General features: G+C 43.2%; 20 protein-coding genes and 1 other RNA gene. 9 read left to right on the top strand and 12 right to left on the bottom strand.

Translation table 11 applies throughout. The features are described from left to right. Positions 1 to 552: 552 nt before the first annotated feature. The 6 genes from tadA to IQP38_RS08355 all read right to left on the bottom strand — a co-directional run bounded on the left by tadA (position 553) and on the right by IQP38_RS08355 (position 6,054). Positions 553 to 1,101 (bottom strand): tRNA adenosine(34) deaminase TadA, encoded by a 549-nt coding sequence (tadA, locus tag IQP38_RS08380; RefSeq protein WP_025998702.1) that lies wholly within the window; start codon positions 1,099 to 1,101, stop codon positions 553 to 555. Between the two features lie 211 nt (positions 1,102 to 1,312). Further along, positions 1,313 to 2,872 (bottom strand): AbgT family transporter, encoded by a 1,560-nt coding sequence (locus IQP38_RS08375; protein WP_017635695.1) that lies wholly within the window; start codon positions 2,870 to 2,872, stop codon positions 1,313 to 1,315. Positions 2,873 to 3,266: 394 nt separating this feature from the next. Then, entirely contained in the window at positions 3,267 to 3,680 is a 414-nt protein-coding gene (locus IQP38_RS08370; protein ID WP_017635696.1) for a type IV pilus modification PilV family protein, read from the bottom strand. Beyond that, complete coding sequence (locus IQP38_RS08365; RefSeq protein WP_006741845.1) at positions 3,670 to 4,980, bottom strand: hypothetical protein; 1,311 nt, start codon at positions 4,978 to 4,980, stop codon at positions 3,670 to 3,672. The genes IQP38_RS08370 and IQP38_RS08365 overlap by 11 nt, the downstream gene beginning before the upstream one ends. Then, a complete protein-coding gene (locus tag IQP38_RS08360) occupies positions 4,977 to 5,567 on the bottom strand; it encodes a PilW family protein (protein WP_017635697.1) in 591 nt (196 codons plus the stop codon). Before IQP38_RS08360 ends, IQP38_RS08365 begins: the two co-directional genes overlap by 4 nt. After that, complete coding sequence (locus IQP38_RS08355) at positions 5,548 to 6,054, bottom strand: GspH/FimT family pseudopilin (RefSeq protein WP_017635698.1); 507 nt, start codon at positions 6,052 to 6,054, stop codon at positions 5,548 to 5,550. The genes IQP38_RS08360 and IQP38_RS08355 overlap by 20 nt, the downstream gene beginning before the upstream one ends. A 103-nt stretch (positions 6,055 to 6,157) precedes the next feature. On the opposite strand from IQP38_RS08355, the gene IQP38_RS08350 reads away from it, so the two are divergent. After that, positions 6,158 to 6,589, top strand: coding sequence for a type IV pilin protein (locus tag IQP38_RS08350; RefSeq protein ID WP_017635699.1), 432 nt, complete (start codon positions 6,158 to 6,160; stop codon positions 6,587 to 6,589). A gap of 68 nt (positions 6,590 to 6,657) precedes the next feature. Here IQP38_RS08350 and dnaJ read toward each other — a convergent pair whose 3' ends face one another. From dnaJ to grpE, 4 genes are all read right to left on the bottom strand, one after another. After that, positions 6,658 to 7,806: a molecular chaperone DnaJ gene (gene dnaJ, locus IQP38_RS08345; RefSeq protein WP_017635700.1), complete on the bottom strand. Its 1,149-nt coding sequence runs from the start codon at positions 7,804 to 7,806 to the stop codon at positions 6,658 to 6,660. Positions 7,807 to 8,010: 204 nt separating this feature from the next. Beyond that, positions 8,011 to 9,924, bottom strand: a complete 1,914-nt coding sequence (dnaK, locus tag IQP38_RS08340) for a molecular chaperone DnaK (protein ID WP_005381623.1) — start codon at positions 9,922 to 9,924, stop codon at positions 8,011 to 8,013. A gap of 347 nt (positions 9,925 to 10,271) precedes the next feature. Next, on the bottom strand, positions 10,272 to 11,546 hold the full coding sequence (locus IQP38_RS08335) for a dicarboxylate/amino acid:cation symporter (RefSeq protein WP_005381625.1): 1,275 nt from the start codon (positions 11,544 to 11,546) through the stop codon (positions 10,272 to 10,274). Between the two features lie 417 nt (positions 11,547 to 11,963). Further along, positions 11,964 to 12,560 carry a nucleotide exchange factor GrpE gene (gene grpE, locus IQP38_RS08330; RefSeq protein ID WP_021034134.1) on the bottom strand — a complete coding sequence of 199 codons (597 nt, stop codon included), beginning with the start codon at positions 12,558 to 12,560 and terminating at the stop codon, positions 11,964 to 11,966. Between the two features lie 146 nt (positions 12,561 to 12,706). On the opposite strand from grpE, the gene nadK reads away from it, so the two are divergent. From nadK to bamE, 5 genes are all read left to right on the top strand, one after another. Then, on the top strand, positions 12,707 to 13,591 hold the full coding sequence (nadK, locus tag IQP38_RS08325) for an NAD(+) kinase (RefSeq protein WP_005381631.1): 885 nt from the start codon (positions 12,707 to 12,709) through the stop codon (positions 13,589 to 13,591). 265 nt (positions 13,592 to 13,856) lie between these two features. Next, positions 13,857 to 15,047: a DUF3103 domain-containing protein gene (locus tag IQP38_RS08320; protein ID WP_005383752.1), complete on the top strand. Its 1,191-nt coding sequence runs from the start codon at positions 13,857 to 13,859 to the stop codon at positions 15,045 to 15,047. Positions 15,048 to 15,213: 166 nt separating this feature from the next. Then, the gene (gene recN, locus IQP38_RS08315; protein WP_005383750.1) at positions 15,214 to 16,878 is read left to right on the top strand and encodes a DNA repair protein RecN; all 1,665 of its coding nucleotides are present in this window, start codon (positions 15,214 to 15,216) and stop codon (positions 16,876 to 16,878) included. Positions 16,879 to 16,899: 21 nt separating this feature from the next. Then, the gene (locus IQP38_RS08310) at positions 16,900 to 17,382 is read left to right on the top strand and encodes a GNAT family N-acetyltransferase (protein ID WP_005381636.1); all 483 of its coding nucleotides are present in this window, start codon (positions 16,900 to 16,902) and stop codon (positions 17,380 to 17,382) included. Between the two features lie 242 nt (positions 17,383 to 17,624). Beyond that, on the top strand, positions 17,625 to 17,984 hold the full coding sequence (bamE, locus tag IQP38_RS08305) for an outer membrane protein assembly factor BamE (RefSeq protein ID WP_017820585.1): 360 nt from the start codon (positions 17,625 to 17,627) through the stop codon (positions 17,982 to 17,984). A 101-nt stretch (positions 17,985 to 18,085) separates the two neighbouring features. On the opposite strand, the gene IQP38_RS08300 is transcribed toward bamE, so the two are convergent. Together IQP38_RS08300 and IQP38_RS08295 are read right to left on the bottom strand one after the other, a co-directional pair. After that, positions 18,086 to 18,445 carry an RnfH family protein gene (locus IQP38_RS08300; protein WP_005381640.1) on the bottom strand — a complete coding sequence of 120 codons (360 nt, stop codon included), beginning with the start codon at positions 18,443 to 18,445 and terminating at the stop codon, positions 18,086 to 18,088. Next, the gene (locus tag IQP38_RS08295; protein ID WP_005381641.1) at positions 18,435 to 18,878 is read right to left on the bottom strand and encodes an SRPBCC family protein; all 444 of its coding nucleotides are present in this window, start codon (positions 18,876 to 18,878) and stop codon (positions 18,435 to 18,437) included. Before IQP38_RS08295 ends, IQP38_RS08300 begins: the two co-directional genes overlap by 11 nt. Positions 18,879 to 18,997: 119 nt before the next feature. On the opposite strand from IQP38_RS08295, the gene smpB reads away from it, so the two are divergent. The 3 genes from smpB (at position 18,998) to IQP38_RS08280 (ending at position 21,321) form a co-directional block, all read left to right on the top strand. After that, positions 18,998 to 19,483 carry an SsrA-binding protein SmpB gene (gene smpB, locus IQP38_RS08290; RefSeq protein ID WP_005381642.1) on the top strand — a complete coding sequence of 162 codons (486 nt, stop codon included), beginning with the start codon at positions 18,998 to 19,000 and terminating at the stop codon, positions 19,481 to 19,483. 66 nt (positions 19,484 to 19,549) lie between these two features. Continuing rightward, positions 19,550 to 19,917: a transfer-messenger RNA gene (gene ssrA / locus IQP38_RS08285) on the top strand. Between the two features lie 165 nt (positions 19,918 to 20,082). Continuing rightward, the gene (locus tag IQP38_RS08280) at positions 20,083 to 21,321 is read left to right on the top strand and encodes an integrase domain-containing protein (RefSeq protein WP_193837496.1); all 1,239 of its coding nucleotides are present in this window, start codon (positions 20,083 to 20,085) and stop codon (positions 21,319 to 21,321) included. Positions 21,322 to 21,349: the final 28 nt, after the last annotated feature.

Below are 21,349 nucleotides of genomic sequence, written 5' to 3'. Positions count from 1 at the left end.
CTCGTCATTTTTGTTGAGTCCTAACGAAAACTTATCTAGACTCCAATATTCTGAGTGACACCAACCACACTCAACCATTCCTTTGGTTGGTCGCCTTTTCTTCATCGTTAGTAAAACTGATTGCTTTGTAACAGATTACTTTACAACCACATGGTTTAGCTCACTTGATGAAGCGGCGCTTTCGGCTACACTCTGCCGAAATAACGTCACTCCTATTATTAAGCATCGTATTGAAATTGTTTGCTGGCTCTGTGCAATGCAGAAGTCAAATGAAGAACGTTTAAACCATACAATGTTTAGTGCGATTATCGAGCCTATTGCCAAGCATCGATGAGCCGCGCTTTACTGGTATAAGTCTTGTCTGCAGGAGGTTTTGAATATGAGAAGACGTAGAGTGCAGTCAAAGCGTTTAAATAACACAGTAGCTGCTATCCGACGTAAACGTAAACTGACATGTATGAAAAAGAAAGTAAGTTCACGTAATCGTGTTTTTGTACATTTAGTCAATCACTAGTGCGTCCAAACAAACATCTACCACGTTGTAGGTGTTTGCTAGCCCTCACTACTCCCACTACCTTGCTCGCTCTCTCGATTTTCTAATGCTTTTTGTGCTTGCTTCTTCGCTTTAATTTCCTTTCGGCGACGCTTAAAAAACGCTTGTAGCTGAGTGCGGCACTCATCTTCTAGCAGCCCCTTTTCAACTAAGGCGTAATGGTAAGCGGCTTGGCTTTCAAACAAATTAAGCACTGTTCCTGCAGCTCCAGCTTTTAAATCTGGCGCTCCAAAAACAACCCGCTTAACGCGGCTATGCAATAAGGCTCCGGCACACATTGGGCATGGCTCAAGTGTTACATATAACGTCGTATCCAGAAGGCGGTAATTTTCTAGCTTTTGGCCTGCTTTACGCAGCGTTTGGATCTCAGCATGTGCGGTAGCGTCATTAGTACCAATAGAGCGATTCCACCCCTCAGCGATAATTTCACCATCTTTGACAAGCACTGCGCCAACAGGTACTTCCCCCTCAGCTTCTGCTTGCTCAGCAAGCTCCATCGCTCTGCGCATAAACAATTCATCTTGAGGGGTAAACGGATGGTTAGACAAAGGAGGCTCCAAAGAAACAAAAATGATTGAAGTCGGGAATTTTATCACCAACTTCGGCTTCACTACAGCGACACATCACGGGACAAAGTCTGCAACTCCAAAAAACTAGTTACAAGACCTATCGATGTTCGTTTTACGAGAACAAAAAAGCGCAGATCGAAGACCTGCGCTTTTTGGCTGCCAATTAGCGGCTTTCACACCCTAAACGTTTTTACATTGTGTAAGTGTAAGGAGCTTGAATGCCTAGCGGGATACCTACCATCCAATAAGCAACTAGGAAGATAGACCAACCGATCAGCATTGCGATCGAGAATGGCATCATTAGTGACGCAAGCGTACCGATACCAGCCGACTTCACATAACGCTGACAGTAAACCACTACAAGAGGGAAAAATACCATTAGAGGCGAAATGATGTTCGATACAGAGTCACCCACACGGTAAGCCGCTTGAGACAGCTCAGGCGAGATACCAACCGCCATTAGCATTGGCACTAAGATTGGACCAATTAAAGCCCATTTTGCCGATGCCGAACCAATAAGTAGGTTTACAGACGCGGTTAGAAGGATCATACCGATGATGGTCACTTCACCTGGTAGGTTCATCGCTTTTAAGCCTTCTGCGCCATACAACGCTAGCATCGTACCGATGTTTGACTGAGCAAATGCAGATAGGAACTGAGCACAGAAGAACGACATAACAATGTATGCGCCCATGGTTGACATAGTATCAGCCATCGCTTTGATAATGTCGTTGCTGGTCTTGAACGTTCCAGACACTTTACCGTAAACGTAACCAGGAATGATAAACAGAATAAAGATCAACGGCACGATAGACTTCATTATCGGTGCTGAGAAGGCAGTAATTTCACCTTCAGGCGAGCGAAGTGCTGATGTTTCTGGAATTAACGCTGCAACAAGTAAAGCAATACCCGCCATCATTGCCCAACCTGCATAACGGAATGCTTTTGATTCCAGTTCAGTAAATGAACCTAGGTTTGGCGCGGTTTCCGCATCATCATCAATTGGCATTTTTGATAAACGAGGCTCGATGATTTTCTCTGTCACGTACCAACCAATCCCCACAATAATGATAGAGGATAGGCCAGTGAAGAAGATGTTCGCTAATGGGTTAACCACATATTCAGGATCAAGAACCTGCGCCGCAGTTTGCGTAAAGCCAGCCAATAGCGGATCGATACCTGAAGGGATAAAGTTTGCAGAGAAGCCACCAGATACACCTGCAAATGCTGCCGCAATACCTGCTAAAGGGTGACGACCTGCCGCATGGAAGATAATACCGCCAAGAGGAATAACCAGAACATAGCCTGCATCTGCCGCAGTATGCGACACAATAGCAACCAAAATCAGCATTGGAGTAAGAAGCTTAGCTGGCGTGAAGTTCAGCATCTTCTTAAGACCCGTCGTAATAAAACCCGAAGAATCTGCAACACCCACACCTAGCATTGCGACAAGTACGATACCCAGTGGCGCAAAGCCAGTAAACGTCGTCACCATGTTAGCAAGGAAACTTGCTAGCGCTTCGCCCGTAAGTAAGTTGGTGATAGTAAGAGCTTCGCCCGTTCGAGGGTTTGGAAGATCGAATGATACATTCGACAAAAGTGCTGACGCCGCCCAAGTAATGATCAATGCCCAGAAGAACAAAATCGCAGGATCAGGGATTTTGTTACCTGTCCTCTCGATAAAGTTTAAAAAGCGCTCCATCCCGCTCGGCTTCGATGATGGTGCTTTATTTACAGCTTGGTTACTCATGGTAACTCCATAGTGAATGATGTTGGTGCCAAGGCCTATTTGAATAATTATAACGGCCTACTATCCAACGAGTATTCTAGTAAACACTAATGGAGAAAGCACAAGGTTCTAGATTTTTTTTCATAATTGGAGACATATTTTGCAAAAAAACAAAACCAAAGATACAAGCCTGAAACATTATGGAAAAATCAACATATACATTTAGTAAACGAGCTGGCAAAAACAGAGGTTGCATAGAGCGATGAATAGATAGTTTTAAGAAAAGAAACTATACGTGATGAGAAGCAAGAAATAATTCTCTTCAATATAAAAAGGGCAACGCGGACAGTGAACACCTTATCCAGAACTCCAATCGGTTTTGATTGAATCGGCGTAAAACAGGAACCTAGACTATTTAATCAAATTCGCTATGTTTAGAGATCATGGTTTTCAGCTCTACCGATTGTATTTTACCGTGGCGATCTTGCCATAGAGCTTCCATATGTATCGTTTTAAGTGCGCCCGACAGAGTTGCCGTTGGCACAGACCAAGATAAAGTATACAAGGGGTGCGTAGTATCTTCCCCAGAGACAATATTTGTATCAAAATTAGCGGCGGGCATCGAGGGGACTGCAGAAATAGCCCCACGCGTACGAAACCACTCTAATTTCTGCTCAGCAAGATTTAGCGCTTCAATGCTATGCATCGCGTAATCTGCCCGCAGCTCAATGTAAGCTTGCAACTTAACCAATCCAAGAGCACCGACACCAATTAAAATAAAAGAAATCATTATTTCAATTAAACTAAAACCATGTTGTTTACTTGGCATTCCAACTTCCCTCTTGCCAACGAACATCATTTCTCCTTGTTGTAGGTCTTTTGCTGGAATCAAATAGTAACTCCATTGAGCCCGCAATTGAGGTTTTTAACCCATCAGTATCAAAACCATAACCACCCGTTGCGTGAAATGCCCCTGCATCAACATAAACAGTTTGTGTAAGATCAGTATATTGTTTACCAATGGTAAAATTAGTCGGTGAGCCATCAGCATTCGAGAACAAACTTTCCCAATAGCTTTTTAACTCATCAGGAGCAAACTGTGGTTTAGTTTTATCGACTAAATGAAAAAGCGAACCCTGAAATGTTGTTGAACCAGTATTGATAAAAATACCATCTTGAATAACTAACGTATATTTCTCATGGTTGCCTTGAAGTGCTAAATTCCCGTGAATGGCGCAGTCACCAGTAATCCAAACCTTATCTACTTCCTTAAAAGCATTTTCGATAGCTGATTTACACTGTGTCGCATTTGACAAATTGATTTTCCCAGCTTTCGGAAATGAAGCTTTGACTTTATCAATGTTTTCCGGTGTTTTTTTGTAATCAAAAAAGGTTTGGAATGGATCGACTTCAGAGTCATAAACAAAATCGCCTTTTAGCTGCGGATCAGAAGTTTCAGGTTTATTAGTTTTCGTAATTGCATTCCCAGCTTTTACTGTAACATTGGTTGTCGTTGCAGCGGTACACCCTCCAGCAGGAGAACCATCATATAAGCTATTCGCTCTTATTGATGCAGTGTTATATTTTGATCCTGTGCTTCCGCCTTCCATGGTATAACTATACCGATAAGTCAGTGATATGCATTCATACAGATTGTCAGAATTAAGATCACCTTTCGCATCTGGATGAACCTTTAAATCACCATAAGTAGTTAACTTGGATGTGGTTTGTATCGCTCCTTTTCCACGATTACTTAGTGTACTGAAAGTTTTATTGAGCTGGGCCCAACCATTGTGAGATATAGAATTAATACGATAGACTCCTGCCCCTATATCAGTAACGTTCAGCTGGCTAAGGTTTAATTCCCTCTTACATAAGGTATTTAAATTATTGTGATTAATTGGGATGAGCTCGTTCACTATGGATACATCATCTGTGACATAAGCAAATAGACACTCAAGCCCCCCTTCCGCTTCCCAGTGCTGTTGCCGAGAACTAACTTCATTCTGCGCACGCTTAATTTGATAAAATAGATTCTTATATGACCCTAACGTCACAACCAAAGCGACAGAGAGCAGTATGGAAGTAATAAGTAACGTGGCCACTCCTTGTTGATGCTTACGTATCATTGCCAATTCCTTTGCTGAACTTGTAATAAAATGGCGTGAGAAATTGCCGGATCATTTTTTAATTCAGCGGCCATTGAAATAGAAATAAACGCACTCTCTATTGACGAACCTGATAGTAATGTTCGACTAACACCAAATTGAGTTACTTTAATTTGCTTAGGATCAAAAAGATCAAAACATCCACTAGCAGCAGACACGACACTTAAAGGTGATGGTGAATCATCCTGGCAATATTCCAACATATTATCCTTTAACCGATATATCGTATTACTCACAGAGCTTGCTGTGTTTCGATAAACATAACCGATTTTTTCGGATTGTTGATATAGAACGCTAGGAGAACCGGAAAGCATCATTGATTTTGTCGTAATACCATCAAACCCTGCTCGCTGAATATCCTCTTTCACTTGTTGAATTACACTACTCATCTGCTGAAGTAGCATTATTTCCTTGCTTCGCTGCACAGCTGTTTTTTGGTTAGAAAGAAACACTGCGCCAACAATGCCCAAAGCGACAAGTCCTAACAACGCAGCAATCATAAACTCAACAAGTGTACTACCCTGCTGTTTAGCATTGTTCAAAGCCATATTTTGCCTTATTCATAGCGCACACTTTTACTCGCCCTGCTCCGTTATGAACAGTTACTTTTATCGGACTGGTATCCGCTTGAGATTTCTTCAGGTGAATACTTCCCGCATTTTTGGGATTCCCCATAACACGATCAAACTTGACGCTAGTTATATTACTCGACACCACCAGACCCCGATATAGATGACCTTGCAGCTCAGCAACAGTATTCATTGAAGTAATGTCAGTGACATTCGATACACTCGAGAGTGTGAGCTTCCAGCTTCCGGTGGATGAAGGCAAGCCTTGAATATGAACCCAAAAATCTTGATTTCTCATCACCGATTCCGATTTCGCTTGGATCAAAAAACCCTGTAATTCGTTGGCTAAATTCACTATTTTCATGTGTTGGCTAACTTTTGAAAAACTTGGGGCGACAAAAAGTAGTAGTACTGACAAGACAGCAACAGTAATAAGAAGCTCCAACAACGTAAACCCGCGAGGCATTTCCCAAATTCCTATGTAAACGGCAAAAGGGCCGTAATTCATCTTGCACAGATGCTATCACCTGCCAAAAATAGGCGGAAAAGTGAAAAGGAAACTACTCGTGATGATTCGAATTTCTCGTTGTAACGGCTACAAAAAAGGATTGAGAGGGATGACATTGATCGAATTACTGGTAGCTGTAGTGATTGTCGGGATCATTGCGGCTGTCGCCTACCCTTCTTACACCAATCATGTGCTCAAGTCTCATAGGACGGTTGCCTTGAGCGATCTTAGTCGAATTCAGCTAGAGCTAGAGACATCTTATGATGGTGGGTACGACTGGAGTCATATTATCTCTGGAGGCACATGCACTCTATGTGACTCAGACAAAAATAGATTTTCTTTCAATATTGCGAGCTCTGCAAGTACGGCCTATACCATTACAGCAACAGCAAAATCGGCTCTGGGACAAGACGACGACGAGTGTTTGACTGGCGCTAAAACGATTACTTTAACGTCAACAAATGTCGAAGAACCAAGTGATTGCTGGAATTAGAAGAACACCGAGATGCAAAAAGGCCTGCATTTTAGCAGGCCTTTGTATTTGTGCTTTTCACTAAAGTCTTAGCTGGTTAAATCATCAAAGAACTTTTTCACACCGTTGAAAAAGCCTTCTGATTTAGGCTTGTGCTTTGTCGCCGCTTCACCACCACAAGATTCTTCAAACTCTTTGAGCAGTTCTTTTTGGCGTGAGCTTAGATTTACTGGTGTTTCGACAACCAACTTAACAATCAAGTCACCGATACCGCCACCGCGAACGCCTTTCACACCTTTACCACGCATGCGGAACATACGACCTGTTTGCGTTTCTGAAGGTACTTTTAGGCTTACGCGACCATCTAGAGTTGGTACTTCAACTTCACCACCTAGAGCTGCCATCGCAAAGCTTACTGGCACTTCACAGTATAGGTTGTTGCCATCACGCTCGAAGATATGGTGCTCTTTCACGTGCACTTGTACATACAAGTCGCCAGCAGGCGCCCCCATTTCTCCCGCTTCACCTTCGCCAGATAGGCGAATACGATCGCCAGTATCAACACCTGCCGGGATCTTAACGTTAAGTGTTTTTGTTTTCTGCTTACGACCTTGACCATGACACTCATTACAAGGGTCTTTAATGATTTTACCTTTGCCGTGACAGGTAGGACAGGTTTGTTGCACTGCGAAGAAGCCCTGGCGCATCTGTACTTGACCATGACCATGACAGGTACCACATGTTTCAGCAGATGAACCTTTCTTCGCGCCACTACCATCACAGGTATCACAGTGTACTAGTGTCGGTACTTCGATCTCTTTCGTTACACCACGAACCGCTTCTTCTAGCGTCAATTCCATGTTGTAACGTAGGTCAGCACCTCGCTGGGCACGGTGGCCACCACCGCCACGACGACCACCACCAAAGATGTCACCGAATACATCGCCAAAGATGTCGCCGAAATCAGCACCGCCGCCGCCAAAGCCGCCGCCACCGAAACCACCGCCGCCTTGTTCAAAAGCTGCATGACCGTATTGGTCGTACGCCGCTTTCTTTTGAGGGTCGGTCAGAACTTCGTACGCTTCTTTTACTTCTTTAAACTTGTCCGCCGCAGAATCATCACCCTGGTTTCGGTCTGGGTGGAATTTCATCGCTAGACGCTTATACGCCTTTTTGATATCGCGCTCTGAGGCATCACGGCTTACGCCTAATACTTCGTAAAAATCACGTTTTGACATGTTCTTCGTCACCAGTTAATTACTACAAACGGCATCGATTCACCGCTTGGTGTTTGTATCGTTCTAGGTAAGTGCACTTGTCTGCAACATACTTAACTAGAAAGACAGCGTTTACAAACAGACGGGCGTAAGAGTTGCCCCAAACGCCCGCACACGAAGTCTTATCGACCCCAGATGGCTATGCAGCCATCTGGTTAAGAAATATTATTTCTTGTCGTCTTTAACTTCTTCGAACTCAGCATCTACAACGTCGTCTTCTTTAGACTGTGCACCTGCGTCAGCACCTTGTGCTTGCTGCGCTTGAGCTTGTTGTTGAGCGATTTCCATCAGCTTTTGAGAAGCGGTCATTAGTGCTTGAACTTTAGCATCGATAGCTTCTTTGTCTTCGCCTTTACGTGCTGTTTCTAGCTCAGAAATTGCTGCTTCAATCTTCTCTTTCTCTTCTGCAGGTAGCGCTTCACCAGCTTCTTCTACTTGCTTACGAGTACCGTGAATCATTTGGTCAGCTTGGTTACGTGCAGTCGCTAGCTCTTCGAACTTCTTGTCCGCTTCTTTGTTAGCTTCTGCTTCTTGAACCATTTTCTCGATGTCTTCATCGCTTAGACCGCCAGAAGCTTGGATAGTGATCTTCTGCTCTTTACCAGTCTGCTTGTCTTTCGCAGACACGTGTAGGATACCATCCGCATCAAGGTCAAACGTAACCTCGATTTGTGGCATACCACGTGGTGCAGGCTGGATGCCTTCTAGGTTAAATTGGCCTAGAGACTTGTTGTACATCGCTTGCTTACGCTCACCTTGTAGAACGTGGATAGTTACCGCGCTCTGGTTGTCTTCCGCTGTAGAGAAAACTTGGTTCGCTTTAGTTGGGATAGTTGTGTTCTTCTCAACTAACTTAGTCATCACGCCACCCATTGTCTCGATACCTAGAGACAGTGGAGTTACGTCTAGTAGTAGTACGTCTTTAACGTCACCAGCAAGTACACCACCTTGAACTGCAGCACCCATTGCTACTGCTTCGTCAGGGTTTACGTCACGGCGCGCTTCTTTACCAAAGAACTCAGCAACTTTCGCTTGAACCATTGGCATACGAGTCTGACCACCAACTAGGATTACGTCAGTGATGTCGTTTACTGATAGGTCAGCATCAGCTAAAGCTACTTTTAATGGCTCAAGAGAGCGTTGTACTAGGTCTTCAACTAGAGATTCTAGTTTTGCACGAGTCACTTTAATGTTCATGTGCTTAGGACCAGTTGCATCTGCAGTAACGTAAGGTAGGTTTACGTCTGTTTGAGAAGTAGAAGAAAGCTCGATTTTCGCTTTCTCTGCTGCTTCTTTAACACGCTGCATTGCTAGTGGGTCGTTCTTAAGGTTGATGCCTTGCTCTTTGTTGAACTCATCAACCAAGTAGTTGATTAGACGGTTATCAAAGTCTTCACCACCTAGGTGAGTATCACCGTTAGTTGCTAAAACTTCGAATGTTTTCTCGCCTTCAACTTCATCAATTTCGATGATTGAAATATCGAATGTACCACCACCAAGGTCGTATACCGCGATAGTGCGATCGCCGCCTTTCTTATCTAGACCGTAAGCTAGTGCAGCTGCCGTTGGTTCGTTGATGATACGTTTAACTTCTAGACCTGCGATACGGCCAGCATCTTTTGTCGCTTGACGCTGAGCATCGTTAAAGTAAGCAGGTACTGTGATAACTGCGCCAGTTACTTCCTCACCAAGGAAGTCTTCAGCAGTTTTCTTCATTTTCTTAAGAACTTCAGCAGAAACCTGAGGAGCTGCCATTTTTTGGCCTTTCGCTTCTACCCAAGCATCACCGTTGTCAGCCTTAACGATTTTGTAAGGCATGATTTCGATGTCACGCTGAACTTCTTCGTCTTCAAAACGACGACCGATTAGACGCTTAATTGCAAATAGCGTGTTTTCTGGGTTAGTTACTGCTTGACGTTTCGCTGGTTGACCTACTAGCGTCTCACCGTCAGTGTAAGCAATAACCGATGCAGTAGTACGTTCGCCCTCTGCGTTTTCAATTACACGTGGTTTGTCGCCGTCTAATACAGCAACACATGAGTTAGTAGTACCTAAGTCAATACCAATGATTTTACCCATCTGGCTATCTCCGAATAAATTCTATTTTCGTTTGGTTATAACCCCAATGTGGGGGGAGGAGAATCGGGTTTCAACCCTTGCTCACAAACAAAAATAATCAATGTTTGCTTCTCTATGCCACATAGATAAGGGCGGCAAAATGCTTTTCAAGGGCAGAATTAAAAAAAAGCGTCTTTTTTCGAAATTTATGTGTTTCTTTCTGATTAGTTGGGAACTCGTCACACTGCTGTAGCGCAACAAAACGTCATTTCCCAGATAAATTTATTTATGTCCGACTCTTCCTAAATAAAAAACGAGCTCATAAGAGCTCGCTTCAATATTAGGGTTAAAATAAATTATTCAAGGTATTAGGCGTTCGCTTGAGCAGGCTCAGCATCAACACCTTCTTCTTTACCTATCTCACCTTCTGTTTTTGCAACAATGGTGTTCACTGCCGTGTCGCCGACAACGTTAGATGATGTACAGAACATATCATTTATACGGTCGACCGCTGCAATGATTGCTAAACCTTCAGGTGGTAAACCTAGTTGGTGAAGCAAAACGCCTACCATTACCACGCCGCCCCCAGGAACGCCGCCAGCACCAATAGATAACAGAAGAATAGTTAAGCCAAGTGTGAAGATGTCTGCGGTGTTAATTGGCTGGCCAAAAGCGTTCGCAACAAACATCGTTGCTAGAGCAATATAGATAGACACACCAGACATATTCATCGTTGCGCCCAGTGGTACACCGAAGCCAGCAACCGATTTAGAGACCTGAAGCTTTTCTGTCAGTGTGCGCATCGTTACCGGGATAGTCGCGTTTGAGCTCGCGGTAGATAGAGAGAAAAGAATCTGCTCACGAGTTGCACGTAGGAAAGTCTTTGGAGAAGTTCCTGTCGCAATACTCACTGCCATTGGGTAGAAGAAGAAGATCCAGAACACCAACATCGCAACCACCAAAGCCACGTAACCGGCAACGGACATTAATGTATTGGCGTTTAGCGTTGCACCTAGTTGAATCATTAGTGCGAACACACCATATGGTGCAAGACTCATCACTAATCCAACCAATTTCATCATGATTTCATTTGCCATTTTGAATGTGCGAATAGCTGGGCCACCACGAGAATCCAAAGCTTGAATTGCAAGCCCCGTCAAAATTGCCATAAAGATGATTTGCAGCATGTCGCCGCTAGCAAACGCTTGTACAGGATTGCTAGGAACAATGTTAACAACTAAAGAGAAAATGTCCGGCGTCTCTGTCGTTGTCAGCTGTACAGCCTCAGATACCGTTCCTGCTAGATTAGCGCCCGCTCCTGGCTGGAAGATCAAGCCGACAGTCAAAGCCGCCGTAATCGCAATTATGGTGTTAAGAATGTAAAGGGTAAAAGTTTTTCCACCAAGACGACCAAATGCACTGATGTCTTTCAAGTCAACAATGCCGCATACGATTGAAACGTAAACTAAAGGAACAACAAGCAATTTGATCAGTGAGACGAACATGCCGCCAACACCTTCTGCTGCTCCAAGTAGGTATGTATCAAAAATCGCAATACCGCTAAATAAGTACTGAATTGCTGTCCCCAGCACAAGGCCGGCAAACAAGCCTATAAAAATCTTACTAGAAAGCGATTTATCCATTATAAATCTCCGATATGTTGTGTTTACTATTTACATTTTTGTAGTTATATATGCTTACTTTTAAAGCATTAGTCGCAAATCATACACACCGAAGTTACAAAATAAAGTGATAATTTACATTTTTGTTAACGACATTGTTTTAGAAAAAATGACTATATTTACATTCCTATGCAGAACAAATATTCACACAACGAATGATTACAATCACTTATAGCCCTTTCCGTTAATAAACACGCAGCGAGATGAGAGAAAATCTCCTATAGGAAAATAATTAACCAATAGGAAAAAATATGAAGGGGATCAAATTTTCATTTATCGATATACAACGAAGTTCGATGCAGTCATTTATGTTTAAAACAAAAAAGCGCCCATCAAAAATGATGGGCGCTTTTATATTTAAAAAACAGGTAGTTAAAGTTACTTAGCAACCATTACCATTGCCGGACGAATCACACGGCCGTTTAGTTCGTAACCTTTTTGCATAACAAACATAACAGTGTTTGATTCATGATCAGGGCTCTCCTGAATCGACATCGCTTGATGGAACTCTGGATTGAATGCTTCACCTTCAGGGTTGATTGCTTTCAAGCCAAATTTCGCTACAACGTCTACAAACGTTTTATGTGTTAGTTCAACGCCTTCTAGGAACGGCTTCACAGTTTCATTCTCTGTATCTGCCGCTTGAATTGCACGCTCTAGGTTATCAATAACAGGAAGCAGCTCTTCTGCAAACTTGTTCAACGCAAACTTACGTGCTTTATCGATCTCTTGCTCAGTGCGACGACGCATGTTTTCTACTTCAGCTTTAGAACGCAACACCGCATCTTGTTGCTCTTTTACTTTTGCCTCGCTAGACAATAGTGCCGCTTCTAGTTGAGCAATCTTAGCGTCTGTCTCATCACCAAGCTCTTCAAGCTCAGCTTCAACTTCTTGTGCTTCAGCTTCTACTTTTTCAGCCTCTTCGATGATTTGATCAAGCTCTTCTTCTGTAACTTTGTTTTCTTCGTTGCTCATGATATCTCCAGAATTCAACATAATGCCCTTAAAGCCATGCGCGTTTTTGCGGGCTTTAACCACATAAAAATTCGCATATTTAGGTGACTTGCCATTATTATGGGGATGAAGATTCCTGATTCAAGCCTCTTTAATGCGGAAATGCTATGAAAAATCCATGTAACGTGATCGCGATTATCGGAAAACCAAGAGATCAACAAGCAATTCAAACTCATAAAGAGTTGTACCAATGGTTGACCTCTGAGGGCTATAAAGTATTCATTGACGATCGCCTTGCCGCAATACTGGATGATATCCCACAGAGTCAGTTTGCTAGCTTAGTTGAACTAGGAAAAAATGCCGATCTAGCCATTGTGGTTGGTGGCGATGGCAACATGCTAGGTGCAGCAAGAATTTTATCCCGATTTGATGTACCAGTTATAGGCGTGAACCGTGGAAATCTGGGCTTCTTAACTGACTTGAACCCAGACGACTTCCAAGCGTCTCTGCAAGCGGTACTCGACGGTGAGTATATTGAAGAGGAGCGTTTTCTTTTAGAGGCGGAAGTACACCGCCACGGACAAATAAAGAGTCATAACGCTGCGCTAAACGAAGCCGTACTTCACCCAGGGCAAATTGCCCATATGATTGAATTTGAAGTGTACATAGATGAAAGCTTCGCCTTCTCTTTACGGGCCGACGGTTTGATTGTCTCCACTCCGACTGGCTCGACGGCATATTCACTTTCTGGCGGCGGCCCAATTCTTTCTCCTAGCTTGAATGCCATTTCACTCGTGCCAATGTTCCCGCATACATTGTCGAGTCGACCTTTGGTGGTTGATGGAAAACGTCGAATTAAATTGGTGGTATCACCAGAAAACCGTGGAACACAAGAAGTTAGCTGTGATGGACAAGTCTCACTTCCAGTTACCCCTGGCGACGAAATTCACATCTATCAAAGTCCAAATGTACTAAAGCTCATCCATCCAAAAGACTACAGCTACTATCACGTCTTACGGAATAAGCTTGGCTGGTCTAGTAAATTGTTCTAACACTTGTTACTCAGGGTAATAACTTCAATAAAAAAGCCAGCAGCTCAATTGCTACTGGCTTTTGGCTTTCTTAGACAAGAAATAGACACAAAGTAGTGAGGCGACACGATATTTGTCATCATTAAAGAGAAGCTTATAAATTTTGATCCTGTGGGCAAACTTTACACAAAAGATAGAAAAGCAAATTCAATGATCTATGTCCGGTGATATTCTCACCATGAATAGAGTATTAACTCTATTTCATACAATCAATAAAGGACATATTATGAAGAAAACCATCATTCTGTCTGTTCTCAGTACATTAGCACTTATTGGCTGCCAATCAGAGGAAACGCAAGTCAACAGTGTGTCCAATGCAAAAGCGGAAGATATCACTAAGACGAAACGGGCCCTAGCTCAACAATTGAGTGAGAATTATGCTGCCATTGAACCCATGCTGAGAAGAGATATTACTCCGCAACAGACTAACGTGTCTGTATCAGCATTTGTTAAGCAAAACCCTAACTCAGAGTTCAGCCGCCAGCTTGTACAAGCTGACACTCAAATTCGTAGCTGGAAAGGTATTTCTGAATACTCTGATCAGTTGTTAGAAGTTCGCTTGGCAAATGAAGCCATGATAACAGCATGGCAAAGTGGCGAGGTCGAGCCATTATTTGCATTTGAACCAAGTGGTGATGATGAGAATTGGCAATACATCGAAGCATTTGATGTTTATGGCAACATCCATCAACTCGATGTTTACCAGCTCCCTGAGGTACCTGTACTTGTCGTTGATAACAATAGCTCTGCAGAGCTAAAAGCAGGCTTGCAAGCTATGCAAGCTGAGATGAAAAAACTCGGTCAACCAGCTTTAGTTCAACCATATATTGCTGATGAACAACGCCAAAATACACCGCTATTGTCAAGTAGCGCAGTGGGCGAAGCGGCTCCAATTCAAACCACGCAGTTGAAAAAGATCCGTCTAGCCGATGACAAAGAACCTTGGATCTCTGGCAAGGCAGAAATCTACGCTATCGTAACGGGCGTCAATCCAAGTCGTGATGAACCTACTCTCGATTTGGTGGAGCTTCCATACTTAGACTACGATAACCAAGATTACTATCCAAATCAGATCATTATTCACTGGTCTCGTTACCGCTGGGGTGCGGCAGACATTGTGCTCATGGAGCAAGATGACGGCACAGACTATAAACAATTGGCAAAACTCCTTGTTCAAGTTGCCGAAGAAGTATTGAAAGCGATTCCAGATCCAGAAGTTCAGGCTTACGCGATTATTCCGCAAATCACGAACAAGATCATCGACACTATCCCCGATGGTGTACTCACGAATGATGATGACTTCGTCGACGTTTACTACACTCTAATGCAAGATACTTCATACGTAGATCACCCAGGTGCAGGTGTGAATGCAGTCGTCACACTAGAACCACTAACGATTAACCCAACTCGTCCGTAACCTGTTCAATTTTAATGAGTCGTTGTAATCACATCGGCTCATTTTTCCCACTTCATCACAAAAAAACAGCCTACAAAGAAAATTTTCCCTACCTGACTTTACTGTATAAAGAAACAGTATATACTGTTCCCTTATACAGTATTGTTCAGTTATACAGGTAAATAAAATGCTGGCTCATCTAAGTGTTAATAATTTTGCGATTGTTAAGTCTTTACAACTCGAGCTTTCTAAGGGCATGACCACCATTACAGGTGAAACAGGCGCGGGTAAATCCATTGCTATCGATGCTTTAGGGCTCTGCTTAGGCGGACGAGCCGATGCCGGCATGGTGCGACAAGGTGAAGAGAAAACCGAAGTTAGCGCCGCTTTTTTATTGGACAACAACTTACATGCAACACGTTGGTTAGAAGATAACGATCTGCTAGATGGCAGTGAGTGTATTTTGCGTCGTATTATCACAAAAGAAGGCCGCTCAAGAGCCTTCATTAATGGCAGCCCTGTTCCACTATCACAACTCAAATCTCTAGGGCAGCTACTTATCAATATCCATGGGCAGCACGCTCATCATCAATTGATGAAAAGTGAGCACCAAATGGCCATGCTCGACCAATATGCTGGGCATTTAAACCTACTAAAAAGCACACGAAGTGCTTACCAGCATTGGCGTCAGGCGGATAATAACCTCAAGCAGCTAAAAGAAAATAGCCAGCAAAACCAGGCGCAAAAACAGTTGCTTGAATACCAAATCAAAGAACTGAATGAGTTATCGCTAGGTGAAGAAGAATTTGCAGAGCTCGAGCAAGAGCATAAACGACTATCCAACAGTGGTGAACTCGCCACTACCTGTCAGCAAGCCATCGAACTTATTTACGAAGGTGAAGAAGTCAATGCGCTTGGTATTTTGCAATCGGCCAATCACTCCCTAATTCAATTAGCCGAATTAGATGAAAAGCTATCTGAGCTACCTAACATGCTGTCAGAAGCGATGATTCAACTTGAAGAAACGAAGAATGAATTACGCAGCTACTTAGATGGCATCGATGTTGATCCAGCTCGTATGGCTTATGTAGAAGAACGTTTTTCTAAAGTGATGTCTGTAGCTCGTAAACACCACGTAATGCCAGAAGAACTCTACCAGCATCATCAAGATCTTCTGGCCCAAGTAGAAGCGTTAGATTGCTCCGATGAACGTTTAGATGAACTTGCTCAAGAAGTAGAACACAAGTACCAAAGCTTTCTAACACAAGCAGAAAAACTGCACAAATCACGCAGCCGTTACGCAAAAGAACTGAACAAACTGATCACACAAAGCATGCACGAATTGAGCATGGAGAAAGCAGTATTCAGTATCGAAGTTAGCAATGACAACACGCACCCATCGCCGCTTGGCATGGACAGCGTGTGCTTCTTAGTATCGACCAACCCGGGACAACCATTGCAACCTATAGCAAAAGTTGCGTCAGGCGGTGAGCTATCACGTATCTCTCTAGCTATCCAAGTGATCACCGCTCAGAAAGTAGATACACCAAGTTTAATCTTCGATGAAGTGGACGTAGGTATTAGTGGCCCAACAGCTGCCGTAGTGGGCAAAATGCTACGCAAGCTTGGCGAATCTACTCAAGTATTGTGTGTCACTCACCTCCCTCAAGTTGCCGGATGCGGCCATCAACAAATGTTTGTTGCTAAGCAAACCAAAGCAGGCCAAACCGAAACCCAAATGCACGCATTAGATGAACAACAACGTGTGGCAGAATTAGCTCGCTTACTTGGTGGTAGTCAAATAACCGACTCAACGTTGGCAAACGCAAAAGAACTGCTTATCGCCGCTTAATAAATCGACAAGGGATGAGATATGGATATCAGAGCAATACACAAAACCAACTGCTTAGATCTCATCCCTATTTTTATTGAGTTAGAACATTACTACTTCAAAGAAAAAGCTTCATCAAAACACGATCTGGTCCATTATCTAAAGAGCCAAGTCTTCTCTGAACATTCTGGTGTTAATATCATTGCGGTTTACGATAATGATGACGTCGTAGGCTTTGCATCTTATACCGTCATGTTCCCTGCCCCAAAACTCTCAGGGCAGATGTACTTAAAAGATCTGTTCGTATCTTCGAAGGTTCGAGGAAAAGGGGTTGGTCTCAAGTTAATGAAGTATCTGGCATCTTTGGCGATCAAGTGTGGATGCCAAAGGTTGGACTGGACAGCTGAAAGTAGTAACCCTACCGCAGGTCAGTTTTACCGCTCAATTGGTGCAACACTAATTCATGAAAAAGAGTATTATCGTTTTTCAGGTGATGCATTACGCGAATTCGCCAAAACCGACTAACGAGTCACTAGGCTTTGCTCACCGCTGAAAGCGTCCATCACCCTACTTCCGATTGAAATTTGCTCTTCGTCACCTAACTAATACGTCATGTGGTGACATTTACCGCCTAATATCGGTGAATAAATGCAACTCAACTCAAAATTCGTTGTCAGATTGTCTACCATACGACGCATAGCTTTTTACATCTGCGTCGAGCTTGTTTATTATCAGCGCAGTATTTTAAAGGTTACTAAGAAATTATTATGCAATTAAAGAAGTGGTTAGTTGCCGTACCATTAGCAATGACATTGCTGACAGGATGTTCGGTATTGGAAAGACTGGTTTATCGTATTGATATCAACCAAGGCAACTATGTAGAACAAAGTGCGGTTGATAAATTAAAGTTTGGGATGACTAAAGCACAGGTTCGCTTCGTATTAGGGTCGCCAATGCTTATTGAAAACGGCTATCCAAACACTTGGTATTACATCTATCATCATACTCCTGGCCATGGCGAACCAGTACAGAAAGATCTGATTGTAAACTTTAATGACCAAGGCACACTCGCAGACATCAGTGGTGACTTTCCAAAAAGTGACGCATTTTACGAGCAAATTCAGTAAACTGACTTTTGCAAAAAAACCTCCCGTTTGGGAGGTTTTTTATTATATAGAAATCACGTTAGTCAAACTTTGAGTAACTCACATGAGCTATTGGGTTTATATTAATCCTGCTTATTTTTACGTACAGAACTAGGCTTGCCACCGGTGACTGGGTCTGCACTCCCCTCGGCTTTAGCCTGCTCCGCCCGTTTACGGCGAATCTCTTTCGGATCGGCGAGTAACGGACGATAAATCTCTATTCGATCTCGATCTCGAACGGTCGCATCTAACTTCACGTTACGACTAAACACACCCACTTTGTTCTTGGACAAATCAATTTCAGGGTACAACTCCAATACACCGGATTGTCGAATGATCTCTTCTACCGTTGCGTGATTATTTACCACTAAGTTAAATACACGCTGTTCATGAGGAAGAGCATAGACAACCTCAACGTGAATCATATCTGACTCAATACTCATAACACTCGTAGACCTGTTTTGCGCGTTTAGTAAATGCATTTACCATATTACTAGTAAGCTCGTTAAAAATCTTACCGAAGGCCATCTCAATCATTTTACTTGAGAATTCAAACTCAAGCTTTAGTTCAACCTTGCAAGCTTGTTCATCTAGCGCGGTAAAAATCCAACCACCACGCAACGTCTTAAACGGGCCATCCACCAAGTTCATCATAATTGCCTGACCGGGGATCAACTCATTTGAAGTCGTAAACGTTTTGCTGATTCCAGCCTTCGCCACATCGACAGAAGCCACCATACCATTCCCCGAAGACTCAATGATTCTAGAGCCCGAGCAACCAGGCAGAAATTCAGGGTATTTAGCAACATCATTAACCAGATTGAACATCTGTTCGGCGCTAAAAGACACAAGCGCAGAACGGCTGACTTGCTTCATACATACTCCTATCGATACATGTACAGATTTAAAGCTACTCGCCAATTTTACTTTTATTCCACGATTGCGCAAATAAAAGGATTTCCTATCCGATATCCAACCCGTATAATGACGCTATTATGGCAAAGAAAAAAACGAAACAAAAAGCGGGTAGCAATACTATCGCGCTGAATAAAAAAGCTCGCCACGAGTATTTCATCGATGATGAAATCGAAGCTGGCTTGGAGCTCCAAGGTTGGGAAGTGAAAGCCCTTCGCCAAGGTAAAGCCAATATTTCTGAAAGTTACGTATTTATGCGTGACGGTGAAGCCTTTGTGAGTGGCATGACAATCACTCCTTTAAATCAGGCATCGACACACGTTGTGGCGAACCCTACACGTGTGCGTAAACTACTAATGAGTCGTCGTGAGCTGGATAACCTATTCGGACGTGTAAACCGTGAAGGTATGACATTAACGGCCCTCTCACTGTACTGGTCTCGCTCTTGGGTGAAACTAAAAATTGGCGTAGCAAAAGGTAAAAAGCTGCACGATAAACGTACGGATCTAAAAGAAAAAGACTGGGCAAGAGAAAAAGCACGCGTAATGAAGAGCGCGCTGCGTTAATCTTGACCACTTAAACGCATAGTACTGGACAGCCAATGCTTTTCTGTTACTATGCGAATATTACCTGGGGCTGATTTAGGATTCGACGGGAATTCAGAAGTCTGAGGTGCATGCCGAGGTGCGGTAGGCCTCGTTAACAAACCGCAAAAAAATAGTCGCAAACGACGAAAACTACGCACTAGCAGCTTAATAACCTGCTAAGAGCTCTCTCGCCCTAGCTTCCGCACGTAAGACGGGGATCAACGAGGGATCAAACCCAAACGCGCTAGCCCGGATTCTCCCGCCTGAGAGATGAACGGCGAATTTTAATTCAGGCTAGTCATTCATTAGCGTGTCGGTTCGCAGGTGGGTGGCGAAATTAAAGATCGACTAAGCATGTAGTACCAATGATGAACGGTTTTCGGACGCGGGTTCAACTCCCGCCAGCTCCACCAATTATCATATTAAAGACGTCCTAGGGCGTCTTTTTTATTACCTGTCATAAATAAAAATCAATAACTTAGCATCTTTTGGTGTCTAATGACGTTCTACTACTTCTTTGCTTTATGGGTACACAGAAAGGTACACTAGATTCGGTTCCTTAATTTGATGTACCTATAATGGCAAAAACAACAACACGTCTATCCGATAAAGAAATCAAAGCCGCGAAGCCTAGCGAAAAAGAATACAACCTTTTCGATGGTGATGGACTCCGTTTAAGAATTAAGCCTAATGGCTCAAAACTATGGGTAGTGAATTACTACAGACCGATCACTCGAAAACGAGCTAATCTAAGTTTGGGCAAGTATCCCGATCTTTCTCTGTCAAACGCTCGAAAAGCAACTCTAGAAGCCAAAGAGTTACTCGCACAAGGTATTGACCCTCACGAGGCTAGAAAACGCCAGCAAAAAGAGCATCAGGCTGTCCACCAGCATACTTTTATTAATGTATCTAAAGAATGGTTCGAAATTAAAAAAGATGACGTTACACCAGACTACGCAGTTGATATCTGGCGCTCACTTGAACTACACATCTTTCCTAGTTTATCCAAAATACCAGTTAAGCAAATTACCGCCCCTCAGGTAATAGAACTACTAAAACCTATCGAAGCTAAAGGCAGTTTAGAAACCGTCAAGCGCTTATCTCAACGGCTCAATGAGATTATGAACTTCGCCACTAACTGTGGATTAGTCCCAGCCAATCCCCTTACAGGCATTCGAGCTGCATTTAAGAAGCCAAAGAAAGAAAACATGGCGGCACTCAAGCCAGCAGAGCTGCCTGAGCTAATGGGTGCAATTGCTAACGCAAGTATTAAGCGTACAACTCGCTGTCTAATTGAATGGCAATTACATACCATGACACGCCCTAGCGAAGCCTCTGGCGCAAGGTGGGAGGAGATCGACTTAGACGATAAGATATGGACAATCCCAGCAGAAAGGATGAAGAAGCGTAGAGAGCACCGTATTCCACTAACTGAACAGATGATTGAATTACTCGAAGTTATAAAACCAATTAGCGGACACCGTGAGTACGTATTCCCTTCTGACAGAGACCCTAAAAAACCATGTAATAGTCAAACAGCAAATATGGCGCTCAAACGTATGGGATTTGCGGGTAGATTGGTTAGTCATGGTCTTCGCTCATTGGCGAGTACTACGTTAAACGAGCAAGGTTTTGATAGGGATCTAATTGAAGCAGCTCTAGCTCATGTCGATGATAACCAAGTAAGAAGTGCTTACAACCGAACTGACTACCTAGAACGTCGACGTCCAATGATGTGCTGGTGGAGTGATTATATAGAAGAAGCCGCCAAAGGCAGCCTTTCGGTTACAGGAACTAAGCAATTGAAAGTCATCTAAACGTCAGCACCTTAGGCTCTATTTATGC

The sequence above is a fragment of the Vibrio sp. OPT41 genome (assembly GCF_015163595.1).
GTDB lineage: Bacteria > Pseudomonadota > Gammaproteobacteria > Enterobacterales > Vibrionaceae > Vibrio > Vibrio alginolyticus.
Note: the sequence above shows the minus strand (reverse complement) of the source record. Positions and strands in the feature narration are given on the sequence as shown.

Coding starts and splice junctions, on each gene's coding strand:
- dnaK (WP_005381623.1), bottom strand. CDS start 9,924: ATGGGTAAAATCATTGGTATTGACTTAGGTACTACTAACTCATGTGTT.
- IQP38_RS08375 (WP_017635695.1), bottom strand. CDS start 2,872: ATGAGTAACCAAGCTGTAAATAAAGCACCATCATCGAAGCCGAGCGGG.
- IQP38_RS08355 (WP_017635698.1), bottom strand. CDS start 6,054: ATGCCTCGCGGGTTTACGTTGTTGGAGCTTCTTATTACTGTTGCTGTC.
- IQP38_RS08295 (WP_005381641.1), bottom strand. CDS start 18,878: ATGAAGCAAGTCAGCCGTTCTGCGCTTGTGTCTTTTAGCGCCGAACAG.
- IQP38_RS08370 (WP_017635696.1), bottom strand. CDS start 3,680: ATGCCAAGTAAACAACATGGTTTTAGTTTAATTGAAATAATGATTTCT.
- dnaJ (WP_017635700.1), bottom strand. CDS start 7,806: ATGTCAAAACGTGATTTTTACGAAGTATTAGGCGTAAGCCGTGATGCC.
- recN (WP_005383750.1), top strand. CDS start 15,214: ATGCTGGCTCATCTAAGTGTTAATAATTTTGCGATTGTTAAGTCTTTA.
- IQP38_RS08310 (WP_005381636.1), top strand. CDS start 16,900: ATGGATATCAGAGCAATACACAAAACCAACTGCTTAGATCTCATCCCT.
- IQP38_RS08365 (WP_006741845.1), bottom strand. CDS start 4,980: ATGATACGTAAGCATCAACAAGGAGTGGCCACGTTACTTATTACTTCC.
- smpB (WP_005381642.1), top strand. CDS start 18,998: ATGGCAAAGAAAAAAACGAAACAAAAAGCGGGTAGCAATACTATCGCG.
- grpE (WP_021034134.1), bottom strand. CDS start 12,560: ATGAGCAACGAAGAAAACAAAGTTACAGAAGAAGAGCTTGATCAAATC.
- IQP38_RS08350 (WP_017635699.1), top strand. CDS start 6,158: ATGATTCGAATTTCTCGTTGTAACGGCTACAAAAAAGGATTGAGAGGG.
- IQP38_RS08280 (WP_193837496.1), top strand. CDS start 20,083: ATGGCAAAAACAACAACACGTCTATCCGATAAAGAAATCAAAGCCGCG.
- IQP38_RS08360 (WP_017635697.1), bottom strand. CDS start 5,567: ATGGCTTTGAACAATGCTAAACAGCAGGGTAGTACACTTGTTGAGTTT.
- IQP38_RS08300 (WP_005381640.1), bottom strand. CDS start 18,445: ATGAGTATTGAGTCAGATATGATTCACGTTGAGGTTGTCTATGCTCTT.
- IQP38_RS08320 (WP_005383752.1), top strand. CDS start 13,857: ATGAAGAAAACCATCATTCTGTCTGTTCTCAGTACATTAGCACTTATT.
- bamE (WP_017820585.1), top strand. CDS start 17,625: ATGCAATTAAAGAAGTGGTTAGTTGCCGTACCATTAGCAATGACATTG.
- IQP38_RS08335 (WP_005381625.1), bottom strand. CDS start 11,546: ATGGATAAATCGCTTTCTAGTAAGATTTTTATAGGCTTGTTTGCCGGC.
- nadK (WP_005381631.1), top strand. CDS start 12,707: ATGAAAAATCCATGTAACGTGATCGCGATTATCGGAAAACCAAGAGAT.